Source organism: Kitasatospora mediocidica KCTC 9733, from assembly GCF_000744225.1.
Lineage (GTDB): Bacteria > Actinomycetota > Actinomycetes > Streptomycetales > Streptomycetaceae > Kitasatospora > Kitasatospora mediocidica.
Genome location: NZ_JQLN01000001.1, coordinates 662,361 through 686,302, shown reverse-complemented (window position 1 = coordinate 686,302; position 23,942 = coordinate 662,361). Strand labels below are relative to the sequence as shown.

Here is a 23,942-nt window from a genome sequence, read left to right as displayed (position 1 = left end):
ACCGGCAGTCCCACGACCCGCAGACGACCCGACGCCGCAGACCCCCCCGACGCCGCAGCCTTCTAGGAGCCGAACTTCGATGGCGGATGAAAGCAAGCTTCGCGACTATCTCAAGCGCGTCCTCGCCGAGGCGCGCCGCTCCCAGCAACGCGTGCTCGAGCTGGAGGCCGAGAAGTCAGAGCCGATCGCGATCGTGGGGATGGCCTGCCGGCTGCCGGGCGGCGTGGCGAGCCCGGACGACCTGTGGCAGCTGGTCGCCGAGCGCGGGGACGGCGTGTCGGGCTTCCCGACCGACCGTGGCTGGGACCTGGACGGGCTGTTCGACGAGGACCCGGAGAAGAGCGGCACCTCCTACGTGAGCCGGGGCGGCTTCCTGCACGAGGCCGGGCTCTTCGACGCCGGGTTCTTCGGGATCTCGCCGCGTGAGGCGGTCGCGATGGACCCGCAGCAGCGGCTGCTCCTTGAGACCTCGTGGGAGGCGCTGGAGCGGGCCGGCGTCGACGCGGCGGGGCTGAAGGGCTCGGACGTCGGCGTCTTCGTCGGAGTGATCAACGAGGGCTATGCGACCGGCGGTCCGGTCCCCCCGGAGCTGGAGGGCTTCACCGGGACCGGGACCACCGGAAGTGTGGCGTCGGGCCGGATCTCGTACGTCTTCGGGTTCGAGGGCCCGGCGGTGACCGTCGACACGGCGTGCTCGTCGTCGCTGGTGGCGATGCACCTGGCCGCGCAGGCGCTGCGGCGCGGGGAGTGCTCGCTGGCGCTGGCCGGCGGCGCGACGGTGATGGCCGGGCCGGGGATGTTCATGGAGTTCTCGCGGCAGCGGGCGCTGGCGGCCGACGGGCGGTGCAAGTCGTACGCGGAGGCGGCCGACGGCACCGGCTGGGCCGAGGGCGCGGGCATGGTCGTGCTGGAGCGGCTGTCGGAGGCTCGGGAACGCGGGCACCGGGTGTTGGCGGTGATCCGCGGCAGCGCGGTGAACCAGGACGGTGCGTCCAACGGTCTGACGGCGCCGAACGGTCCGTCGCAGCAGCGCGTCATCCGCAGGGCCCTCGCGGCGGCGGGGCTCACCCCGGCCGACGTGGACGTGGTGGAGGGGCACGGCACCGGGACGGTGCTGGGCGACCCGATCGAGGCACAGGCGCTGCTGGCCACCTACGGCCAGGAGCGCGAGCCCGGGCGTCCGCTCTGGCTGGGCTCGTTGAAGTCGAACATCGGCCACACGCAGGCGGCGGCGGGTGTCGCGGGCGTCATCAAGATGGTGCAGGCGATGCGGCACGGCGTCATGCCCGCAACCCTGCACGTGGACACGCCCTCCTCCGAGGTGGACTGGTCCGCCGGTGAGGTGGAGCTGCTGACCGAGGCGCGGGAGTGGCCGGAGACCGGCCGCCCGCGCCGGGCCGGGGTGTCCTCGTTCGGCGTCAGCGGGACGAACGCGCACGTGGTGCTGGAGGAGCCCCCCGCCGAGCCGACGGCCGAGCCGCTCGCGGTGGTGGCCGCGCCCGGCGGTGTGATGCCGCTGGTCGTGCCGCTGGTGGTGTCGGCGGCCTCGACCGGCTCGCTGGCGGGTCAGGCCGCGCGGCTGGAGGCGTTCGTCGGGGGTGCCGACGGGACGGCGCTGGAGGACGTCGCCGCGGAGCTGGCCACCGGGCGCGCGCTGCTGGACGAGCGTGCGGTGGTGGTGGCGGGGTCGCGGGAGGAGGCGTTGGCGGGGTTGGCCGCGCTGGCGCGGGGTGAGTCGTCTCCGGGGGTGGTGTCGGGCGCGGTGTCCGGCGCGGGCCGGACGGTGTTGGTGTTCCCGGGGCAGGGTTCGCAGTGGGTCGGCATGGGCCGTGAACTGCTGGACTCCTCACCGGTGTTCGCGGAGCGGGTCGCGCAGTGCGCCCGGGCCCTCGGCCCGTGGGTGGACTGGTCGCTGGAGGACGTGCTGCGCGGTGATGCCCCGGCCGAGTTGCTGGAGCGCGTGGACGTACTCCAGCCCGCGAGTTTCGCCGTGATGGTGGGTCTGGCCGCCGTCTGGGCGTCCGTGGGCGTGGTCCCGGACGCGGTGGTCGGTCACTCGCAGGGCGAGATTGCGGCGGCCTGCGTGTCGGGTGCGCTCTCGTTGGAGGATGCGGCGCGGATCGTGGCGGTGCGCAGCCGGGTGATCGCGGCGAGCCTGGCGGGTCGGGGCGGGATGGCGTCGGTGGCGCTGTCGGAGACGGACGCCGTCAAGCGCCTGGAGCGCTGGGCGGACCGCGTCGAGGTCGCGGCCGTCAACGGCCCGGCGTCCGTCGTCGTAGCCGGTGACGCCGAGGCGCTCGACGAGGCGTTGGAGGTCCTGGCGGCGGACGGTGTGCGGGTGCGCCGGGTCGCGGTGGACTACGCCTCGCACTCCCGGCACGTCGAGGCGATCGAGGAGACGTTGGCCGAGGCCTTCGCGAACATCGAAAGCCAGGCGCCGCAGATCCCGTTCTTTTCGACGGTGACGAGCGAGTGGGTGTCCGAGCCCGGGGTGCTGGACGGCGGCTACTGGTATCGCAACCTGCGCGGCCAGGTGCGCTTCGGCCCGGCGGTCGCCACGCTGCTGAGCGAGGGTCACACGGTCTTCGTCGAGGCCAGCGCCCACCCCGTCCTCGTCCAGCCGATCAGCGAACTCGTCGACGAGGCCCACGCCGACGCCCTGGTGACCGGATCGCTGCGCCGCGACGAAGGCGGCCCCCGTCGCCTGCTGACCTCGATGGCCGAACTCTTCGTCCGTGGCGTGGCCGTGGACTGGACCGGCCTGCTGCCCACCGGCACTGCCCGTGTCGACCTGCCGACCTACGCCTTCGACCACCGCCACTACTGGCTCCAGCTGGGCCCGGCCGCAGACGCGGCCTCGCTCGGCCAGGCCACCGCCGACCACCCGCTGCTGAGCGCGGTGGTGGAGGTGCCCGAGACGGGCGGCCTGCTGGGCACCGCGCGGCTGTCGCTGCGCACGCACCCCTGGCTCGCGGACCACGTCGTCGGGGGAGCGGTCCTCTTCCCGAGCACCGGTCTGGTGGAGCTGGCCGTCCGAGCCGGTGACGAGCTGGGCTGCGGCACCCTCGACGAGCTGGTGGTCAACGCCCCGCTGATCCTGCCCGAGCAGGGCGGCGTCCGGGTGCAGGTCACCGTCGGCGGCCCCGACGAGAGCGGCGCCCGCACGGTCGCCGTCTATTCGACCCGCGAGGATTCCACCGGCGGCGACACCTGGACCCGGCACGCCACCGGCACCCTCACCGTGACGACGAAGACCGGCAGCCCGCAGGCCGACTTCACCGCCTGGCCGCCCCCCGGCGCCCAGCGCGTCGACGTCGACGGCCTCTACACCGGTCTCGGCCGGCACGGTTACGAGCACGGCCCGGTGTTCCAGGGCGTGCGGGGGCTCTGGCAGCGCGGCGACGAACTGTTCGCCGAGGTCGCCGTCCCCGACGACAGCCGCGAGGCGGCCGGCCGGTTCGGCCTCCACCCCGCGCTGCTCGACGCCGTCCTGCACCCGGCGCTGCGGGACATCGCCGTGGCCGATGGCGCCGCGAGCGGCGCCCGGGTGTGGCAGCCGCTCGCCTGGCAGGGGCTCGCGCTGCACGCCGTCGGTGCCTCCGTGCTGCGGGTGCGGATCGTGCCGCAGGGCGGCGAAGCCGTCGCACTGGAGGCGGTCGACCAGGCCGGCGGTCTGGTTCTGACGGTGGATTCGGTGGAGCTGCGGCCGCTGACTGCCGAGCAGTTGACGACCGCGTCGGGCACGACGGGCGACGACTCGCTCTTCCGGGTCGAGTGGAGTGAACTGGCCTGGCCCACCGGGGTGGAGGCCGACGCCGAGGCCGAGTCGCTGCCCCGGCTCGCGGTCTCCACCGCGGCCGACATCACCGCACTGGCCGATGGCACGGCCGCGGGGGAGACGCTCCCCGCCGTGGTCGTCCTGGACGCCGCCGCCGACCGCGACGGCGGCCACGGCGTCGAGACCGCAGTCGTCCTGACGAACCGGGTGCTGGCGGCCGTGCAGGCCTGGCTGGCCGCTCCGGGCCTGGAGGCGGTCCCGCTCGTCGTGGCCACCCGGGGCGCGGTGGGTGCGGGCGCGGACGGCGCGGTCACCGACACGGCCGGCGGTGCGGTGTGGGGTCTGATCCGCGCCGCCCAGACCGAGAACCCCGACCGGATCGTGCTGCTCGACCTCGACCCGGCCCTCGACCCAGCCCTCGACTTGGCCGCCGACCCCGTCGCCGACCCCGCCCGGGAGTCAGAGCTGGCCTCCGTCCTGGGCGCGGTGCTCACCGCCGGAGAGCCCGAACTGGCCCTCCGTGGAACGACGCTGTCCGTTCCGCGGCTCGTCCGGGCAGTCACGTCTGCCGGCGCCGGCCGCACCGACGGCGAGGCCGGCGCGGCACGCTTTGCGGGCCTCGACCCGGAGGGCACTGTGCTGATCACCGGTGGCACGGGTTCGCTGGGCGGGATCCTCGCCCGGCACCTGGTCACCAACCACGGCATCCGCCACCTGGCCCTGGCCAGCCGGCGCGGCCCGGCGGCGGAAGGCGCCGCGGAGCTGGTCGCCGAGCTGACCGGACTCGGCGCGACGTCGGTCGCGGTGGAGTCCTGCGACGTGACCGACCGGGACGCCGTGGCGGCCCTGCTGGCCACCGTGCAGCGGGACGGACGCCGGCTGACCGCCGTCGTGCACACCGCGGGCATCGCCGACGCCGGCGTCATCGGGACGCTGGCCCCCGAGCAGGTCGCGCGGGTCTTCGCCCCGAAGGTCACCGCGGCGCAGCACCTGGACGAGCTGACTCGCCAACTCGCCCCGGACCTGGACGCGTTCGTCGTCTTCTCGTCCGTCTCCTCGGTCTTCCTCGGCGCCGGCACCGGCAGCTACGCGGCGGCCAACGCCTTCCTGGACGCGCTGGCCTACCAGCGCAGGGCGGCGGGCCTGGCCGCGACCGCGCTGGCCTGGGGCCTGTGGAACCAGACCGCCGGCGGTATGGCGGCCGGCATGGACGACCTCACACGGAGCCGGATGAACCGGCGTGGTGGCGTGCTGGCGATGACGGTCGACGAGGGCATGGACCTCTTCGACGCGGCGCTGCGCACCGGCGAAGCGCTGCTGATCCCGGCCAAGTTGGACCTGCGGGCGCTGCGCGCGGGCGCCGCGGCCGGCCGTGACATCCCGACCCTGCTGCGCGGCCTGGTGCGGACCGGGCGGCAGCTGGTGCGGGCGGCCGCCGGTGACGGCGCGGGCGGGTTGGCCGGTCGGCTGGCCGGGCTGGCTGCGGCCGAGCAGGAGGCGCTGTTGCTGGAGCTGGTCCGCACGCACGCGGCGACCGTGCTCGGGCACGCGGGCCCTGAGGGCGTGAAGACGGACACGGCATTCCGTGACTCCGGCTTCGACTCGCTCACCTCGGTGGAGCTGCGCAACCGGCTGCGTGAGGCGACCGGCCTGAAGCTGGCCGCGACCGTGGTGTTCGACTACCCGACCCCGCTGGCCTTCGCCCGCTACCTGCACGCCGAGTTCGGCCATGTGGCCGGTGCGGTGGCAACCTCGGCGCCGACGGTCGCGGTCGCCGATCCGGACGAGCCGATCGCGATCGTGGGGATGGCCTGCCGGCTGCCCGGCGGCGTCGGCAGTCCGGAGGACCTGTGGCGGCTGGTCAGCGAGGGCCGGGACGCGATGTCGGGCTTCCCGACCGACCGCGGCTGGGACGTGGAGGGACTGTTCGACTCCGACCCCGGAAAGGCCGGCACGTCCTATGTGAGCCAGGGCGGGTTCCTCTACGAGGCCGGGAAGTTCGACGCCGGGTTCTTCGGGATCTCGCCGCGTGAGGCACTGGCCATGGACCCGCAGCAGCGGCTGCTGCTGGAGACCTCGTGGGAGGCGTTGGAGCGGTCCGGTATCGACCCGGTCTCGCTGAAGGGGACGGACGCCGGTGTCTTCTCCGGCGTCATGGGCCAGGGCTACGGCGCGGGCGGAGCGGTGCCCGCCGAGCTGGAGGGCTTCACCGGCACCGGCGGTATGGGCAGCGTGGCGTCGGGCCGGGTGTCGTACGTGTTCGGGTTCGAGGGCCCGGCGGTGACGGTCGACACGGCGTGCTCGTCGTCCCTGGTGGCGATGCACCTGGCCGCGCAGGCGCTGCGGGCGGGTGAATGTTCGCTGGCGCTGGCCGGCGGTGCGACCGTGATGGCCACGCCCGGCACGTTCGTGGAGTTCTCGCGCCAGCGGGGCCTGGCGACCGACGGGCGGTGCAAGTCGTACGCGGAGGCGGCGGACGGCACGGGCTGGGCCGAGGGTGCGGGTGTCGTGGTGCTGGAGCGGCTGTCCGAGGCGCGTCGGCGCGGGCACCAGGTGCTGGCGGTCCTGCGCGGCAGTGCGGTGAACCAGGACGGCGCGTCCAACGGTCTGACCGCGCCGAACGGGCTCTCGCAGCAGCGGGTGATCCGCAGGGCGCTGGCGAACGCGGGCCTGTCACCGGTCGAGGTCGACGTGGTGGAGGGGCACGGCACCGGGACGGTGTTGGGTGACCCGATCGAGGCGCAGGCGCTGCTGGCCACCTACGGCCAGGACCGCCCCGCCGACCGGCCGCTCTGGCTGGGCTCGTTGAAGTCGAACATCGGTCACACGCAGATGGCGGCGGGCGTTGCGGGCGTGATCAAGATGGTGCAGGCGCTGCGGCACGGTGTGCTGCCGCCCACGCTGCACGTGGACGCGCCGTCCTCGCAGGTGGACTGGACGGCGGGCGCGGTGGAGCTGCTGACCGAGGCGCGGGAGTGGCCGGAGACCGGCCGGCCGCGCCGGGTGGGCGTGTCCGGCTTCGGGGTGAGCGGGACGAACGCGCACGTGATCCTTGAGCAGGCGCCGGAGGAGTCGGTGCCGGTGGTGGTGCCCGTGCCCGATGCGGTGGTGGCGCTGGTGGTGTCGGCGAAGGGTGCGGGTTCGCTGGCTGGGCAGGCTGGGCGGCTGGTCTCGTTCCTGGATGCTGCGGAGTCGGTGTCGCTGCCTGGTACGGCGAGCGCGTTGGTTGCTCAGCGTGCGGTGCTCGGTGAGCGTGCGGTGGTGGTGGCGGGGTCGTCGGGGGAGGCGTTGGCGGGGCTGGGCGCGTTGGCGCGCGGTGAGTCCAACGTGGCGGTGGTCTCCGGCGTCGCGTCGGGCTCGGCGCGGACGGTGTTCGTGTTCCCGGGGCAGGGTTCGCAGCGGGTGGATATGGGACGGGAGTTGGTGGAGCGGTATCCGGTGTTCGCGGAGGCGTTCGAGGGGGCTTGCGCCGCGCTCGATGCGCAGTTGGCGGGCTGGGTGGAGCACTCGGTGAAGGACGTGGTGTTCGGCACGGCGGGGGAGGGGTTGCTGGATCGGACGGTGTTCACGCAGGCGGGGTTGTTCGCGGTGGAGACGGCGTTGTTCCGCCTGGTGGAGTCGTGGGGGGTGCGTCCGGATGCGGTGATGGGTCATTCGATCGGTGAGCTGACGGCGGCGCATGTGGCGGGTGTGTTGTCGTTGGAGGATGCGGCGGCGGTGGTGGCGGCCCGGGGCCGGTTGATGGAGGGGTTGCCGTCGGGTGGTGCGATGGTGGCGGTGGCCGCGACGGAGGCCGAGGTCGCGGGGTTGTTGGGTGGTGGGGTGGATCTGGCGGCGGTGAACGGGCCGTCGTCGGTGGTGCTCTCCGGTGACGAGGCGGCCGTTCTGAAGGTGGCTGAGACGCTGAAGGAGCAGGGCCGTAAGGTCAAGCGGTTGACGGTGTCGCACGCGTTCCATTCGGCGTTGATGGAGCCGATGCTCGCGGAGTTCGCCGTCGTGCTGGCCGGGGTGACCTGGCGGGAGCCGAAGCTGCCGGTCGTCTCGAACGTGACCGGTGTGGTCGCGGAGCCGGGCCAACTGGCCGATCCGGCGTACTGGTTGGAGCATGTGCGGCGTCCGGTGCGGTTCGCGGACGGGATCGGTACGGCAGCGGCTGCGCTGGGTGGCACGTTGTTCGTGGAGTTGGGTCCGGGCGCTGCGCTGAGTGCGGTGGTGGCGGAGTCGGCGGGTGAGGCTGCGGTCTGCGTGACGGCGTTGCGCGACGGCCGTCCGGAACCACAGACCGTGCTGGCCTCGGTCGCCGAACTGTTCGTGCGGGGTGTGGAGGTGGACTGGGTGAAGACCCTGCCCACCGGCACCGGCGGCACCCATCTGGACCTGCCGACCTACGCCTTCGATCACCAGCACTACTGGCTGCAGACCAGCCCGTCCACCGATGCGGCCTCGCTCGGGCAGGGCAAGGCCGATCACCCGCTGCTCGGTGCGGTGGTCCAGTTGCCGCAGTCCGACGGGCTGGTCTTCACCTCCCGGCTGTCCCTGCGCACGCACCCGTGGCTGGCGGATCACGCCGTCGGTGGCGTCGTCCTGGTCCCGGGTACCGGTCTGGTGGAGCTGGCGGTGCGGGCGGGCGATGAGGTCGGTTGCGGCACGCTGGACGAACTGGTCATCGAGGCGCCGTTGGTGGTGCCCGAGCACGGTGGTGTCCGCGTGCAGGTGGCAGTCGGTGGCCCGGACGAGAGCGGTGCTCGCACCGTCGCCATCTACTCGGCCCGGGAGGACGCCGCCGAGGACGGCTGGACGCGGCACGCCACCGGCACGCTGATGGCGACGGCGGTCGCCGGTGGCACGGAGTTCGACTTCACGGCCTGGCCGCCGCCCGGCGCGCAGCCGGTCGAGGTCGACGTCGATGCCTTCTACGCGGATCTGATCCGGTTGGGTTACACGTACGGCCCGGCGTTCCAGGGCCTGCGGGCGGTCTGGCGGCGCGGTGAGGAGGTCTTCGCCGACATCGCGCTGCCTGCCGAACACCAGGGCAGCGCCGCCCGGTTCGGCATCCACCCGGCCCTGCTCGACGCCGCCCTGCACTCCAACGGCTTCGTCCAGCCGGCCGACGCCCCCTCGGGAGCGAACGAGCCCCGGACCGTCCTGCCGTTCGCCTGGAACGGGCTCGTCCTGCACGCCGTCGGCGCCTCGGCGTTGCGGGTGCGGGTGGCACCGTCCGGCCAGGACGCCGTGTCGCTCCAGGCCGCCGACGAGACCGGCGGGCCGGTCCTGACGCTGGACTCGCTGGTCTTCCGGGCCGTCTCCGCCGAGCAGTTGGAGGCGGCGGCCGGTGCACCGGGCAGCGACGCGCTGTTCCGGGTGGAGTGGACGGCGCTGCCGTCGGCGCCGCCGGCCCTCGCGCCGACGCCCGGCTGGGTGCCCGTCGCCACCGCCGCCGACCTGGCCGTCCTGGCCGAGCGCGGCGCGGTGCCGGACGTCGTCGTGGTGACGGCCGCCGGTGAGGACGCGCTGGCGCTCAGCTCCCGGGTGCTCGACGTGCTCCAGGCCTGGCTCACCGCGCCGGGAGCGGAGTCGGCCCGGCTGGTCGTGGCCACCCGGGGCGCGGTGCCCGCCGGCGGCGACGCCACGCTGACCGACCCGGCCGGCAGCGCCGTCTGGGGCCTGGTCAGGGCCGCCCAGGTGGAGAACCCGGACCGGATCGTCCTGCTCGACACCGATCCGCAGCTCGACCAGCCCTTCGAGGCCGCACTCGACGCCGTCCTGACCGGCGTGCTGGCCACCGGCGAGCCGCAGATCGCCGTACGCGGCACGGAGTTGTCCGCGCCGCGCCTCGTCCGGGCCACCGGCGCCAACGCACCTGTCGCCAACGCACCCGCCGGCGACATACCCGCCGACCACCCGGCGTTCCGTCCGGACGGCGCCGTCCTGGTCACCGGCGGCACCGGCTCGTTGGGCGCGCTGCTGGCCCGCCACCTGGTCACCCGGCACGGTGTGCGCCACCTGGTGCTGACCAGTCGGCGCGGCCTGGAGGCCGAGGGCGCCCGGGAGTTGGCGGCCGAGCTGCGCGAGCTGGGCGCCGAGTCGGTGACGGTGCCGGCCTGCGACGTCGCCGACCGCGAGGCACTGGCGGCGCTGCTCGCCTCCGTGGTTCACGAGCGTCCGCTGACGGCCGTCGTGCACACCGCCGGTGTCCTGGACGACGGCGTCATCGGGGCGCTGAACGGGGAGCGCCTGGCGAACGTGTTCGCACCGAAGGTGACCGCCGTCGGGCACCTGGACGAGCTCACCCGCGCGCTGGCCCCCGACCTGGACACGTTCGTCGTCTTCTCCTCCGCCTCCGGTCTGTTCGGCTCGGCGGGCCAGGGCAACTACGCGGCGGCCAACGCCTACTTGGACGGTTTGATGGCCCGGCGCCGGGCCATCGGTCTGCCGGCGCTCTCGCTGGCCTGGGGCCCGTGGGAGCAGACCGCCGGCGGTATGACCACCGGGGCCGAGGCGGCCGGCCGCACCCGGACGAACCGCCGCGGCGGCATCCTGGCGCTCGGGCCGGACGAGGGAACCGCCCTGTTCGACGCCGCGCTGGGCGCCGACGAAGCGCTGCTGGTGCCGATCAAGCTGGACCTGCGGGCGGTCCGGGCCGACGCCGCGACGGGCGCGGGAGTGCCGCCCCTGTTGCGCGGTCAGGTCCGAGTCGGCCGCCAGGCGGCCCGGGCCGCGTCGGGTGACGGCAATGACGGCCTGGTCCGTCGGCTGGCCGGGCTGGCGCGGGCCGAGCAGGAGACCGTGCTGGTGGATCTCCTGCGGACCCAGGTCGCCATGGTGCTGGGGCACGCCGGACCGGACGGGGTCGTCGCCGGGACGAGTTTCAAGGACGCCGGCTTCGACTCGCTCACCTCCGTCGAGCTGCGCAACCGGCTCCGGGAGGCCACCGGCCTCAACCTGTCCGCCACAGTGGTCTTCGACTACCCGACCCCGCTCGCCCTGGCCCGCCACGTGCACGGCGAACTGCTCCCGGACGGCGCGGCGAGTGGGCTGGAAGTGGACGAGGACCGGTTGCGGCACGCCCTGGTCTCCCTCCCGCTGGCCCGGTTCCGGGAGGCCGGGTTGCTGGAGGCCCTGGTCAGGCTGGCCGCGCTCGACACCGGTGAACCGGCGGCCGGCGAGACGGACGACGACGGCGACCTGCCGGGCACGCTCGCCGGCCTGGACGTCGACGACCTGGTCCAACTGGCGCTCGGCGGCGACGAAGAGGGCCTCGATAGCTGATGCGGTACTACGTGATGGGGGCAGTTAAGTGAGTACTTCATACGACAAGCTCGTCGAGGCGCTGCGGAAGTCGCTCGAAGAGGTCGGCTCGCTGAAGAAGCGGAACCGTCAGCTCGTCAGCGCGTCCAGCGAGCCTGTGGCGATCGTGGGTATGGCGTGCCGACTGCCCGGTGGTGTCGACAGCCCCGACGGGCTGTGGAACATGGTCAGCGAGGGCCGGGACGGCGTGTCGGCGTTCCCGACCGATCGTGGCTGGGACCTGGACGGCCTGTTCGACGAGGACCCGGAGAACCGTGGCACCTCCTATGTGAACCAGGGCGGGTTCCTGCACCGGGCGGGGCACTTCGACGGGGGCTTCTTCGGGATCTCGCCGCGCGAGGCGCTCGCCATGGACCCGCAGCAGCGGCTGCTCCTGGAGACCTCCTGGGAGGCGCTGGAGCGGGCCGGCATCGACCCGGCGACGCTGAAGGGCAGCGACGTCGGGGTGTTCAACGGCATCATGGGCGTCGACTACTTCGCGGGTGGGAGTGTGCCGCCCGAGCTGGAGGGCTTTACCGGGACCGGGGCGGCCGCCAGCGTGGCGTCCGGCCGGATCTCCTACGTGTTCGGCTTCGAGGGCCCGGCGGTCACGCTCGACACCGCCTGCTCGTCCTCGCTGGTCGCGATCCACCTGGCGGCCCAGGCGCTGCGCCGGGGCGAGTGCTCGATGGCGCTGGCCGGCGGCGCGACGGTGATGGCCACACCCGGCCTCTTCATCGACTTCTCGCGGCAGCGCGGGCTGGCCTCCGACGGCCGCTGCAAGGCCTACGCCGAAGCGGCCGACGGCACCGGCTGGGCCGAGGGCGCGGGCGTCGTGGTGCTGGAGCGGCTGTCCGAGGCGCGGCGCAACGGGCACCGGGTGCTCGCGGTGGTGCGCGGCAGCGCGGTGAACCAGGACGGCGCGTCCAATGGTCTGACGGCGCCCAACGGTCCCTCGCAGCAGCGCGTCATCCGCAAGGCCCTCGCCAACGCGGGCCTGTCGACAGCCGATGTCGACCTGGTGGAGGGCCACGGCACGGGCACCGTTCTCGGCGACCCGATCGAGGCGCAGGCGCTGCTGGCCACCTACGGCCAGGACCGGCCCGCCGACCGGCCGTTGCGGCTCGGGTCGTTGAAGTCCAACATCGGTCACACCCAGGCGGCGGCGGGTGTCGCGGGCGTGATCAAGATGGTGCAGGCGATGCGGAACGGCATCATGCCGCCCACGCTGCACGTCGACGCGCCGTCCTCGCAGGTGGACTGGTCGGCGGGCGCGGTGCAGCTGCTGACCGAGGCTCAGGACTGGCCGGAGACCGGGCGCCCCCGGCGGGCGGCCGTGTCCGGCTTCGGGGTCAGCGGCACCAATGCGCACCTGATCCTGGAGCAGGCACCCGAGGAGGAGCCGGCGCCGGCGGCAGAGCCCGCACCGGACGCGGTGGTGCCGCTGGTGCTCTCGGCGGCCTCGGCCGAAGCGCTGGTCGGCCAGGCCGGCCGGCTGGTCTCCTTCCTGGACACTGCGGAGCCGGTGTCGCTGCCCGCTACGGCGCACGCGCTGATCGCTCAGCGCGCGGTGCTCGGTGAGCGCGCGGTGCTGGTGGCCGGTTCGACGGACGAGGCGCTGGCCGGGCTGGCCGTGCTGGCGCGCGGTGAATCCGCGCCCGGCGTGGTGACCGGCAGTGCTTCGCCGGCCGGCGGTCCGGGAAAGCTGGTCCTCGTCTTCCCGGGGCAGGGTTCGCAGCGGGTCGGTATGGGACGGGAGTTGGCCGAGCGGTATCCGGTGTTCGCCGAGGCCTTCGAGGGCGTGTGCGCGGCGCTGGACGCGCAGTTGGCGGGTCGGGTGGAGCACTCGGTCAGGGATGTCGTCTTCGGCACGGCCGGTGGGGGGTTGCTGGATCGGACGGTGTTCACGCAGGCGGGGTTGTTCGCGGTGGAGACGGCGTTGTTCCGCCTGGTGGAGTCGTGGGGGGTGCGTCCGGATGCGGTGATGGGTCATTCGATCGGTGAGCTGACGGCGGCGCATGTGGCGGGTGTGTTGTCGTTGGAGGATGCGGCGGCGGTGGTGGCGGCCCGGGGCCGGTTGATGGAGGGGTTGCCGTCGGGTGGTGCGATGGTGGCGGTGGCCGCGACGGAGGCCGAGGTCGCGGAGCTGCTCGGTGCTGGGGTGGATCTGGCGGCGGTGAACGGGCCGTCGTCGGTGGTGCTCTCCGGCGACGAGGCGGCCGTCCTGAAGGCGGCCGAGACGCTGAAGGAACAGGGCCGTAAGGTCAAGCGGCTGACGGTCTCGCACGCGTTCCATTCGGCGTTGATGGAGCCGATGCTTGCGGAGTTCGCGGCCGTGCTGGCGGGGGTGACTTGGCGGGATCCGGAGGTTCCGGTCGTCTCCAACGTCACCGGCCGCGTCGCGGAACCTGGCCAACTTGCCGATCCGGCGTACTGGTTGGAGCACGTGCGGCGTCCGGTGCGGTTCGCCGACGGGATCGGCACGGCAGCGGCTGCGCTGGGCGGCACGCTCTTCGTGGAGTTGGGCCCGGGCGCGGCACTGAGCGCGGTGGTGGCGGAGTCGGCGGGTGAGGCTGCGGTCTGCGTCGCCGCGCTGCGCGACGGCCGTCCGGAACCACAGACCGTGCTGGCCTCGGTCGCCGAACTCTTCGTCCGGGGTGTGGAGGTGGACTGGGTGAAGACCCTGCCCACCGGCACCGGCGGCACCCATCTGGACCTGCCGACCTACGCCTTCGACCACCAGCACTACTGGCTGCCGAGCAACCCGTCCACCGACGCGGCCTCGCTCGGGCAGGGCAAGGCCGATCACCCGCTGCTCGGTGCGGTCCTCCAGTTGCCGCAGTCCGACGGGCTGGTCTTCACCTCCCGGCTCTCCCTGCGCACGCACGCCTGGCTGGCGGATCACGCCGTCGGCGGCGTCGTCCTGGTGCCCGGCACCGGACTGGTGGAACTGGCCGTGCGGGCGGGCGATGAGGTCGGTTGCGGCACCCTCGACGAACTGGTCATCGAGGCGCCGTTGGTGGTGCCCGACCACGGCGGCGTCCGCGTGCAGGTCGCCGTCGGCGGCCCGGACGAGAGCGGTGCTCGCACCGTCGCCATCTACTCCGCCCGCGAGGACGCCACCGCCGAGGACGGCTGGACCCGGCACGCCACCGGCACGTTGCTGCCGACCACGGCCGGCAGCGCCGAGCCGGAGTTCGACTTCACGGCCTGGCCCCCGCCCGGCGCGCAGTCGGTGGACATCACCGGTGGCTATGACCTGCTCGCCCGTGCGGGCTATGCGTACGGCCCGTCGTTCCAGTGCGTGCGCGCGGTCTGGCGGCGCGGCGCGGAGATCTTCGCCGAGGTCGCCCTTCCCGAGGACCACCAGGGCAGCGCGGCCCGGTTCGGCATCCACCCCGGCCTGCTCGACGCCGCCCTGCACTCCAGCATGCTGGACGCGGCGGCCGCGCTGAGCGGCGCCGCGACGGACGAGGCGCCGGTGGTGCGGCTGCCGTTCGCCTGGAACGGCCTGGTCCTGCACGCGGCGGGTGCCTCGTCGGTCCGGGTGCGGGTCGCGCAGCCGGCGCCGGACGCGCTCTCGCTGGAGGCGGTCGACGACGCCGGCGGGCTCGTCCTGACGCTGGACTCGCTGGTCTCGCGGGCCGTCTCCGCCGAGCAGTTGGAGGCGGCGGCCGGTACGCCGGGCACCGACGCGCTGTTCCGGGTGGACTGGACCGAACTGGCCGCCGCCGTCGGACAGTCGGCCGGGACGACCCCGTCCTGGACCCGGATCGAGGGCCCGGAAGACGTGGCAGCGATGTTCCAGGCCGCCGAAGCACCGGCGGCCGTGGTGCTGGCGGCCGTCACCAGCGGTGATGGCGACACCCCCCTAGCCCTGGCCCAGCGGGTGCTGGAGGTCGTCCAGACCTGGTTGGCCGGTGCCGGGTTGGCGGACTCCCGACTGGTGGTGGCGACGCGGGGTGCGGTGCCTGCGGGCGGCGAGGAGACGGTGACGGATCCGGCGGGTGCGGCGGTCTGGGGTCTGGTCCGTGCGGCGCAGGCGGAGAACCCGGACCGGATCGTCCTGCTGGACCTGGATCCCGGCGTGGAGGGTGACTGGGACGCGGTGCTCGGTGCGGTGTTGGCCGTCGGTGAGCCGCAAGTAGCCGTGCGCGGTTCGGCGTTGTACGTGCCACGGCTGGCGCGGGCCTCCGCCGCCGACCGGGCGGAGCAGCCGGTGCTGGACCGGGAGGGGGCGGTGCTGATCACCGGTGGTACGGGTTCGCTGGGCGCGGTGCTGGCCCGCCACCTGGTCACCGAGCACGGCATCCGCCACCTCGTGCTGACCAGTCGGCGCGGCCTGGAGGCCGAGGGTGCCCGGGAGTTGGTGGCCGAGCTGGGTGAGCTGGGGGCCGAGTCGGTGACGGTGCCGTCCTGCGACGTGACCGACCGGGACGCGGTGGCCGACCTGCTGACCACCGTGCGGCGCGACGGCCGCCGGCTGACCGCCGTGGTCCACGCGGCGGGTGTCTTCGACGGCGGTGTGGTCGGCGAGGTGGACCCGGTCCGGCTGGAGCGCGTCTTCGCGCCGAAGGTGACCGCGACGCTGCACCTGGACGAGCTCACCCGCGAACTCGCCCCGGACCTCGACGCGTTCATCACCTACTCGTCGGTCTCGGCGGTGTTCCTGGGTGCGGGCACGGGCAGTTACGCAGCCGCGAACGCGTTCATGGACGGGCTGATGGCCCGGCGCCGGGCGGACGGCCTGCCCGCGCTGTCGCTGGCCTGGGGCCCGTGGGAGCAGGCCGAGGGCATGGGCGCCGACCTGGACGACCTGTCCCGCAGCCGGATGAACCGGCGTGGCGGTGCCCAGCCGCTGACGGCGGCGGAGGGCATGGAGCTCTTCGACGCCGCGCTGTCCGCCGACCGGGCGCTGCTCGTCCTGGTCAAGCTCGACCTGCGGGCCCTGCGCGCGGCCGCCACGGCCGGCGCCGGGGTGCCGCCGCTGCTGCTCGGACTGGTGCGCCCGGGGCGGCAGTTGGCGCGGGCCGTCGCGGGCGGCGGGGGCAGCGGGCTGGCCGGCAGGCTGGCCGGGCTGGCGGCGGCCGAGCAGGAGGCGCTGCTGCTGGGCCTGGTCCGTACGCACGTCGCCTCGGTGCTCGGCCACGCGGGCGCGGCGAACGTCGTGGCGGAACGGGCGTTCAAGGACGCCGGCTTCGACTCGCTCACCTCCGTCGAGCTGCGCAACCGCCTGCGCGAGGCCACCGGCCTCAACCTGCCCGCCACGGCGGTGTTCGACTACCCGACCCCGCTCGCCCTGGCCCGCTACCTGCTCGGCGAGTTCGACGGGACGGCGGTCGCGGCGGGCCCGGTGGTTCCCACGACGGCCGTCCACGACCCGGCCGACCCGGTGGCGATCGTCGGCATGGCCTGCCGCCTGCCGGGCGGCGTGGCCACCCCGGAGGACCTGTGGCAGCTGGTCATCGAGGGGCGGGACGGCGTGTCGTTCTTCCCCTCCGACCGGGGCTGGGACGTGGACGGCCTGTTCGACGCCGACCCCGAGAGCGAGGGCACCTCCTACGTCAGCCAGGGCGGGTTCCTGCACGAGGCACCCCTGTTCGACCCGGTCTTCTTCGGGATCTCGCCGCGTGAGGCGCTGGCGATGGACCCGCAGCAGCGGCTGCTGCTTGAGACCTCCTGGGAGGCCATGGAGCGGGCCGGCATCGACCCGGGCACGCTGAAGGGCACCGATGTCGGGGTGTTCAACGGCATCATGGGCGTCGACTACTACGCGGGCGGCAACGTCCCGGCGGAGCTGGGCGGCTTCGCCCTGACCGGCGCGGGCGCGAGTGTGGCGTCGGGCCGGGTGTCCTATGTGTTCGGCTTCGAGGGACCGGCGGTGACGGTCGACACGGCCTGTTCGTCCTCGCTGGTGGCGATCCACCTGGCCGCGCAGGCGCTGCGCCAGGGAGAGTGCTCGCTGGCGCTGGCCGGCGGCTCGACGGTGATGTCCAGCCCGAGCATGTTCATGGAGTTCTCGCGGCAGAAGGCGCTGGCCACGGACGGGCGGTGCAAGTCGTACGCGGACGCGGCCGACGGCACGGGCTGGGCCGAGGGCGCGGGCGTCGTGGTGCTGGAGCGGCTGTCCGAGGCGCGGCGCAACGGGCACCAGGTGCTGGCGGTCCTGCGCGGCTCGGCGGTGAACCAGGACGGCGCGTCCAACGGCCTGACGGCGCCCAACGGCCCGTCGCAGCAGCGAGTGATCCGCAAGGCCCTGGCGGCGGCCGGACTGTCGACCGCCGACGTCGACCTGGTGGAGGGGCACGGCACCGGGACGGTGCTGGGTGACCCGATCGAGGCACAGGCGCTGCTGGCCACCTACGGCCGGGGCCGTGACCCGCAACACCCGCTCTGGCTGGGCTCGTTGAAGTCGAACATCGGCCACGCCCAGGCGGCGGCGGGTGTCTCGGGTGTGATCAAGATGGTGCAGGCGCTGCGGCACGGCGTGATGCCCGCGACCCTGCACGTGGATGCGCCGTCGTCCCAGGTGGACTGGACGGCGGGCGCCGTCGAGCTGCTGACCGAGGCGCGGGCGTGGCCGGAGACCGACCGCCCCCGCCGGGCGGGCGTCTCCTCGTTCGGGCTGAGCGGGACCAACGCGCACGTGATCCTTGAGCAGGCGCCCCCGGAGGAGCCCGCGCCGGTGGCCGCATCCGACGGTGTGGTGCCGCTGGTGGTGTCGGCGAAGAGCGCCGGATCGCTGGCGGGCCAGGCCGCGCGGCTGGTCTCCGTCCTCGACGCCGGGCAGCCGGTGTCGCTGACCGGCATGGCGAACGCGCTGGTCTCCCGGCGCGCGCTGCTCGGTGAGCGCGCGGTGGTGGTGGCCGGCTCGACGGAGGAGGCGTTGGCGGGGTTGGCCGCGCTGGCACAAGGCGACTCCGCTCCGGGGGTGTTGTCGGGCAGCGTGTCCGGCCCGGGCCGGACGGTGCTGGTCTTCCCGGGGCAGGGTTCGCAGTGGGTCGGCATGGGCCGTGAACTGCTGGACTCCTCACCGGTGTTCGCGGAGCGGGTCGCGCAGTGCGCCCGGGCCCTCGGCCCGTGGGTGGACTGGTCGCTGGAAGACGTGCTGCGCGGTGAGGCCCCGGCCGAGCTGCTGGAGCGCGTGGACGTACTCCAGCCCGCGAGTTTCGCCGTGATGGTCGGTCTGGCCGCCGTCTGGGCGTCGGTAGGTGTGATCCCGGACGCGGTCCTGGGCCACTCGCAGGGCGAGATTGCGGCGGCCTGCGTCTCGGGCGCGCTCTCGTTGGAGGACGCCGCCCGCATCGTGGCGGTGCGCAGCCGGGTGATCGCCGGGAGCCTCGCGGGACGCGGCGGTATGGCGTCGGTGGCGCTCTCCGAGACGGACGCCGTCAAGCGCCTGGAGCGCTGGGCGGACCGCGTCGAGGTCGCGGCCGTCAACGGCCCGGCCTCCGTCGTCATCGCCGGTGACGCCGAGGCCCTCGACGAGGCCCTGGACGTCCTGGCGGCGGACGGTGTCCGGGTGCGCCGGGTGGCGGTGGACTACGCCTCGCACTCCCGGCATGTGGAGGCGATCGAGGAGACGTTGGCGGAGGCGTTCGCGGACATCCGCAGCCAGGCGCCGCTGGTGCCGTTCTTCTCCACCGTGACGAGTGAGTGGGTCGCCGAGCCCGGGGTGCTGGACGGCGGGTACTGGTATCGCAACCTGCGCGGCCAGGTGCGGTTCGGACCGGCGGTGGCGTCGCTGCTGAGCGAGGGTCACACGGTCTTCGTCGAGGCCAGCGCCCACCCGGTCCTCGTCCAGCCGATCAACGAGATCGCCGACGAGGCCCAGGCCGATGCCCTGGTGACCGGGACACTGCGCCGCGACGAAGGCGGCCCCCGTCGTCTGCTGACCTCGATGGCCGAACTCTTCGTCCACGGCGTGGCCGTGGACTGGACCGGCGTCCTGCCCAGCGGCGCCGACCGCACCCGCGTCGACCTGCCGACCTACGCCTTCGACCACCAGCACTACTGGCTCCCGATGACCGCGGCGGCCACCGACGCGTCCTCCCTGGGCCTGGCAGGGGTCGACCATCCGCTGCTGAGCGCGGTGGTGGAGGTGCCGGAGACGGGCGGGGTGCTGTGCACCGCGCGACTGTCGCTGCGCACGCACCCCTGGCTGGCCGACCACGCCGTCGGCGACGTGGTCCTGGTGCCCGGAACCGGTCTGGTGGAGCTGGCGGTGCGGGCAGGCGACGAGGTCGGCTGCGGCACGCTCGACGAGCTGGTGATCGAGGCCCCGCTGATCCTGCCCGAGCAGGGCGGCGTCCGGGTGCAGGTCACCGTCGGCGGCTCCGAGGAGAGCGGCGCCCGCACGGTCGCCGTCTACTCGACCCGCGAGGACGCCGTCGGCGAGCCCTGGACCCGCCACGCCACCGGCACCCTCACACCCACGGCCACAGCCACCGCCGGGCCCGGGTTCGACTTCACCGCCTGGCCGCCGCCCGGCGCGGAGCCGGTGGAGATCGGCCCCGCGGAGTTCTACGCCGGCCTGCTGGAGCACAACTACGTCTACGGGCCGGTGTTCCGCGGCCTGCGGGCGGCCTGGCGGCGCGGTGACGAGGTCTTCGCCGAGATCGCCTTGCCCGAGGACCAGCAGGGCAGCGCCGCCGGGTTCGGCATCCATCCGGCGCTGCTGGACGCGGCCCTGCACGCGAAGGCGTTCCTGAGCACGGGCGACGACCGCACGATGCTGCCGTTCGCCTGGAACGGCCTGGTCCTGCACGCCGCGGGCGCCTCCTCGCTGCGGGTGCGGGTCACCCAGCCGGCGCCGGACGCCCTCGCGCTGGAGGCCGTCGACGAGGCCGGCGGCCCGGTCCTGACGGCGGACTCCCTGGTGTTCCGCCCGGTGTCCGCCGAGCAGTTGGGCGCGGCGGCCGGCCGCCCGGGCGGTGACTCGCTGTTCGAGGTGGAGTGGACGCAGGTGCTGCGCACCGAGCGGGCCGCAGCGCCGTCCTGGCTGCGGCTGTCCACCGCCGAGGAGGTGGCGACGCTCGCGGAGGACGCGCTGTCCGGGGCGGCCGTCCCGCAGACCGCGATCATGGAGGCGGTCACCGGCGGCGACGCGGACACCGCGCTGGACGTCGCGGACCGGGTGCTGGAGGTCGTCCAGACCTGGCTGGCCGGTGCCGGGTTGGAGGAGACCCGGTTGGTGGTGGCGACGCGGGGTGCGGTGCCCGCGGGCGGCGAGGAGACGGTGACGGATCCGGCGGGTGCGGCGGTCTGGGGTCTGGTCCGTGCGGCGCAGGCGGAGAACCCGGACCGGATCGTCCTGCTGGACCTGGATCCCGGCGTGGAGGGTGACTGGGACGCGGTGCTCGGTGCGGTGTTGGCCGTCGGTGAGCCGCAAGTGGCGGTGCGCGGTTCGGCGTTGTACGTGCCACGGCTGGCGCGGGCCTCCGCCGCCGACCGGGCGGAGCCGGTCTTGGACCGGGAGGGGGCGGTGCTGATCACCGGTGGTACGGGTTCGCTGGGCGCGGTGCTGGCCCGCCACCTGGTCACCCGGCACGGCATCCGCCACCTGGTGCTGGTCGGCCGGCGCGGTCTCGACACCGAGGGCGTCCGGGAGTTGGTGGCCGAGCTGGGTGAGCTGGGGGCCGAGTCGGTGACGGTGCCCGCCTGCGACGTGACCGACCGGGACGCGGTGGCCGACCTGCTGACCGCCGTGCAGCGCGACGGCCGCCGGCTGACCGCCGTGCTGCACGCCGCCGGCCTCTTCGACGCGGGCGTGATCGGCGAGGTCGACCGGGAGCGGCTGGAGCGGGTGTTCGCGGCGAAGGTGACCGCGACCCGGCATCTGGACGAGCTGACCCGCAAGTTGGCACCGGAGTTGGACGCGTTCGTGGTCTACTCCTCGGTCTCGGCGGTGTTCCTGGGCGCGGGCACGGGCGCCTACGCGGCGGCCAACGCGTTCATGGACGGGCTGATGGCCCGGCGCCGGGCGTCCGGCCTGCCGGCGCTGTCGCTGGCCTGGGGTCTCTGGGAGCAGGCCAGCGGTATGGCGGCCAACACCGACGACCTCACCCGCAGCCGGTTGAACCGGCGCGGCGGTCTGCTCGGGATGACGCCCGCCGAGGGCATGGAGCTGTTCGACACCGCGCTGCGCAGCGGCCGGACGCTGCTCGTGCCGGCCAAGCTGGACCTGCGCGCGCTGCGCGCCGACGCCGCGGCCGGCCGTGAGGCGCCGCCGCTGCTGCGCGGGTTGGTGCGCGCGACCCGGCAGCTGGCGCGGGCCGCGGTCTCCGGTGACGAGCGGCGCGTGCTTGCCGAGCGGCTGGCCGGGCTGCCCGCCGCCGAGCGCACGGCGGTCCTGCTGGACGTGGTCCGCGCGCAGGTGGCGGTCGTGCTCGGCTACAGCGCGTCGCACCACATCGACGTGGACCAGGGCCTCTTCGAGATCGGCTTCGACTCGCTGACGGCGCTCGAACTGCGCAACCGGCTGGGCGAGCTGATGGGGACGAAGCTCTCGGCAGGTTTCGTTTTCGATCACCCGACGCCGGGGAGGATCGTCGCACACATGCAGGAGCGCCTGTTCGGCGAGGGCGCGGGGGGTGTCGTGGCCATCTCGGTCTGAGCCTGAGCCTCACTCAAGAGACCGGAACAAGAGAGGAGATGACGACGTGTTCGACGTGGACGCCTACCTGGGGCGCATCGGTTGCGCCGGGCAGACGCGCGTGGACATCGAGACGCTGCGGACGCTGCACAGGCGGCATCTGATGGCGATCCCGTACAACATCGCCGCCCAGGACTTCAGCGACGGAGTCAACCTCGTCGACCTCGACGAGGACGCCGTGTTCGAGACGGCCGTCGTCGAGGGGCGGGGCGGCACCTGCTTCCAGCTGAACCGGCTGTTCTACCGGCTGCTCGGCGCGTTGGGGTACGACGCCTCCCTGATGGCGGCCAGTACCGCCGAGGGTTGGGAGAACTTCGGCACCGAGATCGAGCACATGTTCGTCCGGGTGGCGTTGGACGGCGACGAGTGGCTGGTCGACGTCGGCTACCCGGGGCCGTCCTACCTCGAACCGCTGCTGGTCACCGACGCGGTGCAGAGCCGCTTCGGCTGCCAGTACCGGCTGGTCGACAGGGGCGACGGTGACTTCGCGTTGCAGCGGCGCGGACGGGTGACCCGCTGGGGCGTGGTCTACACGTTCAAGCTGCTGCCCCGCCGGTGGGACGACTGGAAGGCGCTGGAGGACCGCGCCCGACAGAACCCGGCCCCTCCCCCCGACGGCGACATGCAGGGCGTTCTCTACGGCCGGGCGTTCGAGGACGGCCAGGCCGTGCTGAAGGGCCGGCGCTTTCTGACGGTCCGTGACGGACGCGAGCGGGTGCGCACCGTCGTCGACGACGACGAGCACCGCGTGCTCGTCGCCGCGATCGTCTCCGGGGACCTCCCCTGAGGCGCGAGAGCACCCGCGAGAGCACTATCCACAGGCGATGTACGAAGAATCACGAAGGGATATCCCATGGCGAAGAACTCGGCCGACGTGGTGGTCATCGGAGGCGGTCCGGCCGGCGCGGTCAGTGCCTATCTCCTGGCCAAGCAGGGCCATTCCGTGGTGCTCCTGGAGCGCGACGAGTTTCCGCGCTTCCACATAGGCGAGTCGATGCTGCCCTACATGATGGGCCTTTTCGACCGGATCGGCCTGCGTGAGGCCCTGGAGTCCAGGGGATTCGTCCCGAAGTTCGGCGGCGAATTCATCGACCCGACGGAGAAGAAGTTCTTCTCCGGCGTCTTCCGCGCGGACTTCGCCAAGCAGGGCGAGGGGCGCTTCGACCGCGCCTTCCAGGTCGAGCGCGCCAGGTTCGACGCGATGCTCGTCGAGGAGGCGGCCGCGGCGGGTGCCGAGGTGCACCTCGGCACCGGCGTCAAGGACCTGCTGATGGAGGGCGACCGGATCGTCGGCGTCAGCTACGAGAAGGACGGCGAGGAGCGCGAGGTCCGCGCGACGTACGTGATCGACGCGAGCGGCCGGTCCGGGCGGATCGCGAACAAGTTCGGGCTCCGCAAGACGCTGGAGAAGCTCCGGATGGTCGGGGTGTTCCGGCACTACGAGGGCCTCGACGAGACGCACAACCTCGGCGCCGAGGGCGACATCCAGGTCGGGGCGCACGACGACGGCTGGGTGTGGGCGATCCCGATCTCCAAGGAGGTCATCAGCGTCGGCACCGTGATGCCGCGCGACGTGTTCCGCGCGGGCACGCCGGAGCAGGTCTTCGACGAGCACCTGAACCGGGTGCCGCGGATCACCGCGCGGCTGACCGGCACCCGCCCGAGCATGGACCTCAAGATCGAGACCGACTACTGCTACCACGCCGACACCGTCACCGGCCCCGGCTGGGTGATGGTCGGCGACGCGGGCTGCTTCGGCGACCCGATGTTCTCCGGCGGGGTGCTCGTCGCGACGGCCACCGCCACCCGCGCCGCTGAGACGATCGGCGCGGCGCTGAACGACCCGGCGGACGCCGACCGGCTCATCGGCGAGTACTCGAACTACTTCAAGACCGGCTACGACACCTACATCCGGCTCATCCACGCCTTCTACGACGGCGAGTTGGTCTCGGTGGCCGCCGACGCCGGGCGCACCACCTCGCGCGACGCGCTGGAGCGCTACCTGATCCGCCTGATCGGCGGCGACTTCTGGAGCGAGCACAACGCGGTCGCGCAGGAGATGCGCCGGCGCCCGGAGTGGGACACCTTCGCGCCGTTCCAGCGGGTCTTCGGCTGCCCGTCGTACCCGCAGCTGGACGAGCACGACCGCAAGGAGCGCGCCGAGGCGCGCATCCTGCGGGTGACCAACGGCCAGTAGCGGCCACTGTCCCCCCGCCCGCCCGG

The 23,942-nt window shown here is 73.7% G+C and carries 3 protein-coding genes and 1 pseudogene; all 4 read left to right on the top strand.

The window, feature by feature from the left end; translation table 11 throughout:
• Nucleotides 1-79 precede the first annotated feature (79 nt).
• The 4 genes and pseudogenes from BS80_RS03025 (at nt 80) to BS80_RS03010 (ending at nt 23,916) form a co-directional block, all read left to right on the top strand.
• Complete coding sequence (locus BS80_RS03025; RefSeq protein WP_063771870.1) at nt 80-11,047, top strand: type I polyketide synthase; 10,968 nt, start codon at nt 80-82, stop codon at nt 11,045-11,047.
• 34 nt (nt 11,048-11,081) lie between these two features.
• Nucleotides 11,082-21,680 (top strand): annotated as a pseudogene (locus BS80_RS42385) (type I polyketide synthase); the annotation flags it as partial.
• Between the two features lie 46 nt (nt 21,681-21,726).
• Nucleotides 21,727-22,506 carry an arylamine N-acetyltransferase gene (locus tag BS80_RS03015; RefSeq protein ID WP_083974131.1) on the top strand — a complete coding sequence of 260 codons (780 nt, stop codon included), beginning with the start codon at nt 21,727-21,729 and terminating at the stop codon, nt 22,504-22,506.
• A gap of 66 nt (nt 22,507-22,572) precedes the next feature.
• Nucleotides 22,573-23,916: an NAD(P)/FAD-dependent oxidoreductase gene (locus tag BS80_RS03010; protein WP_035792224.1), complete on the top strand. Its 1,344-nt coding sequence runs from the start codon at nt 22,573-22,575 to the stop codon at nt 23,914-23,916.
• Nucleotides 23,917-23,942: the final 26 nt, after the last annotated feature.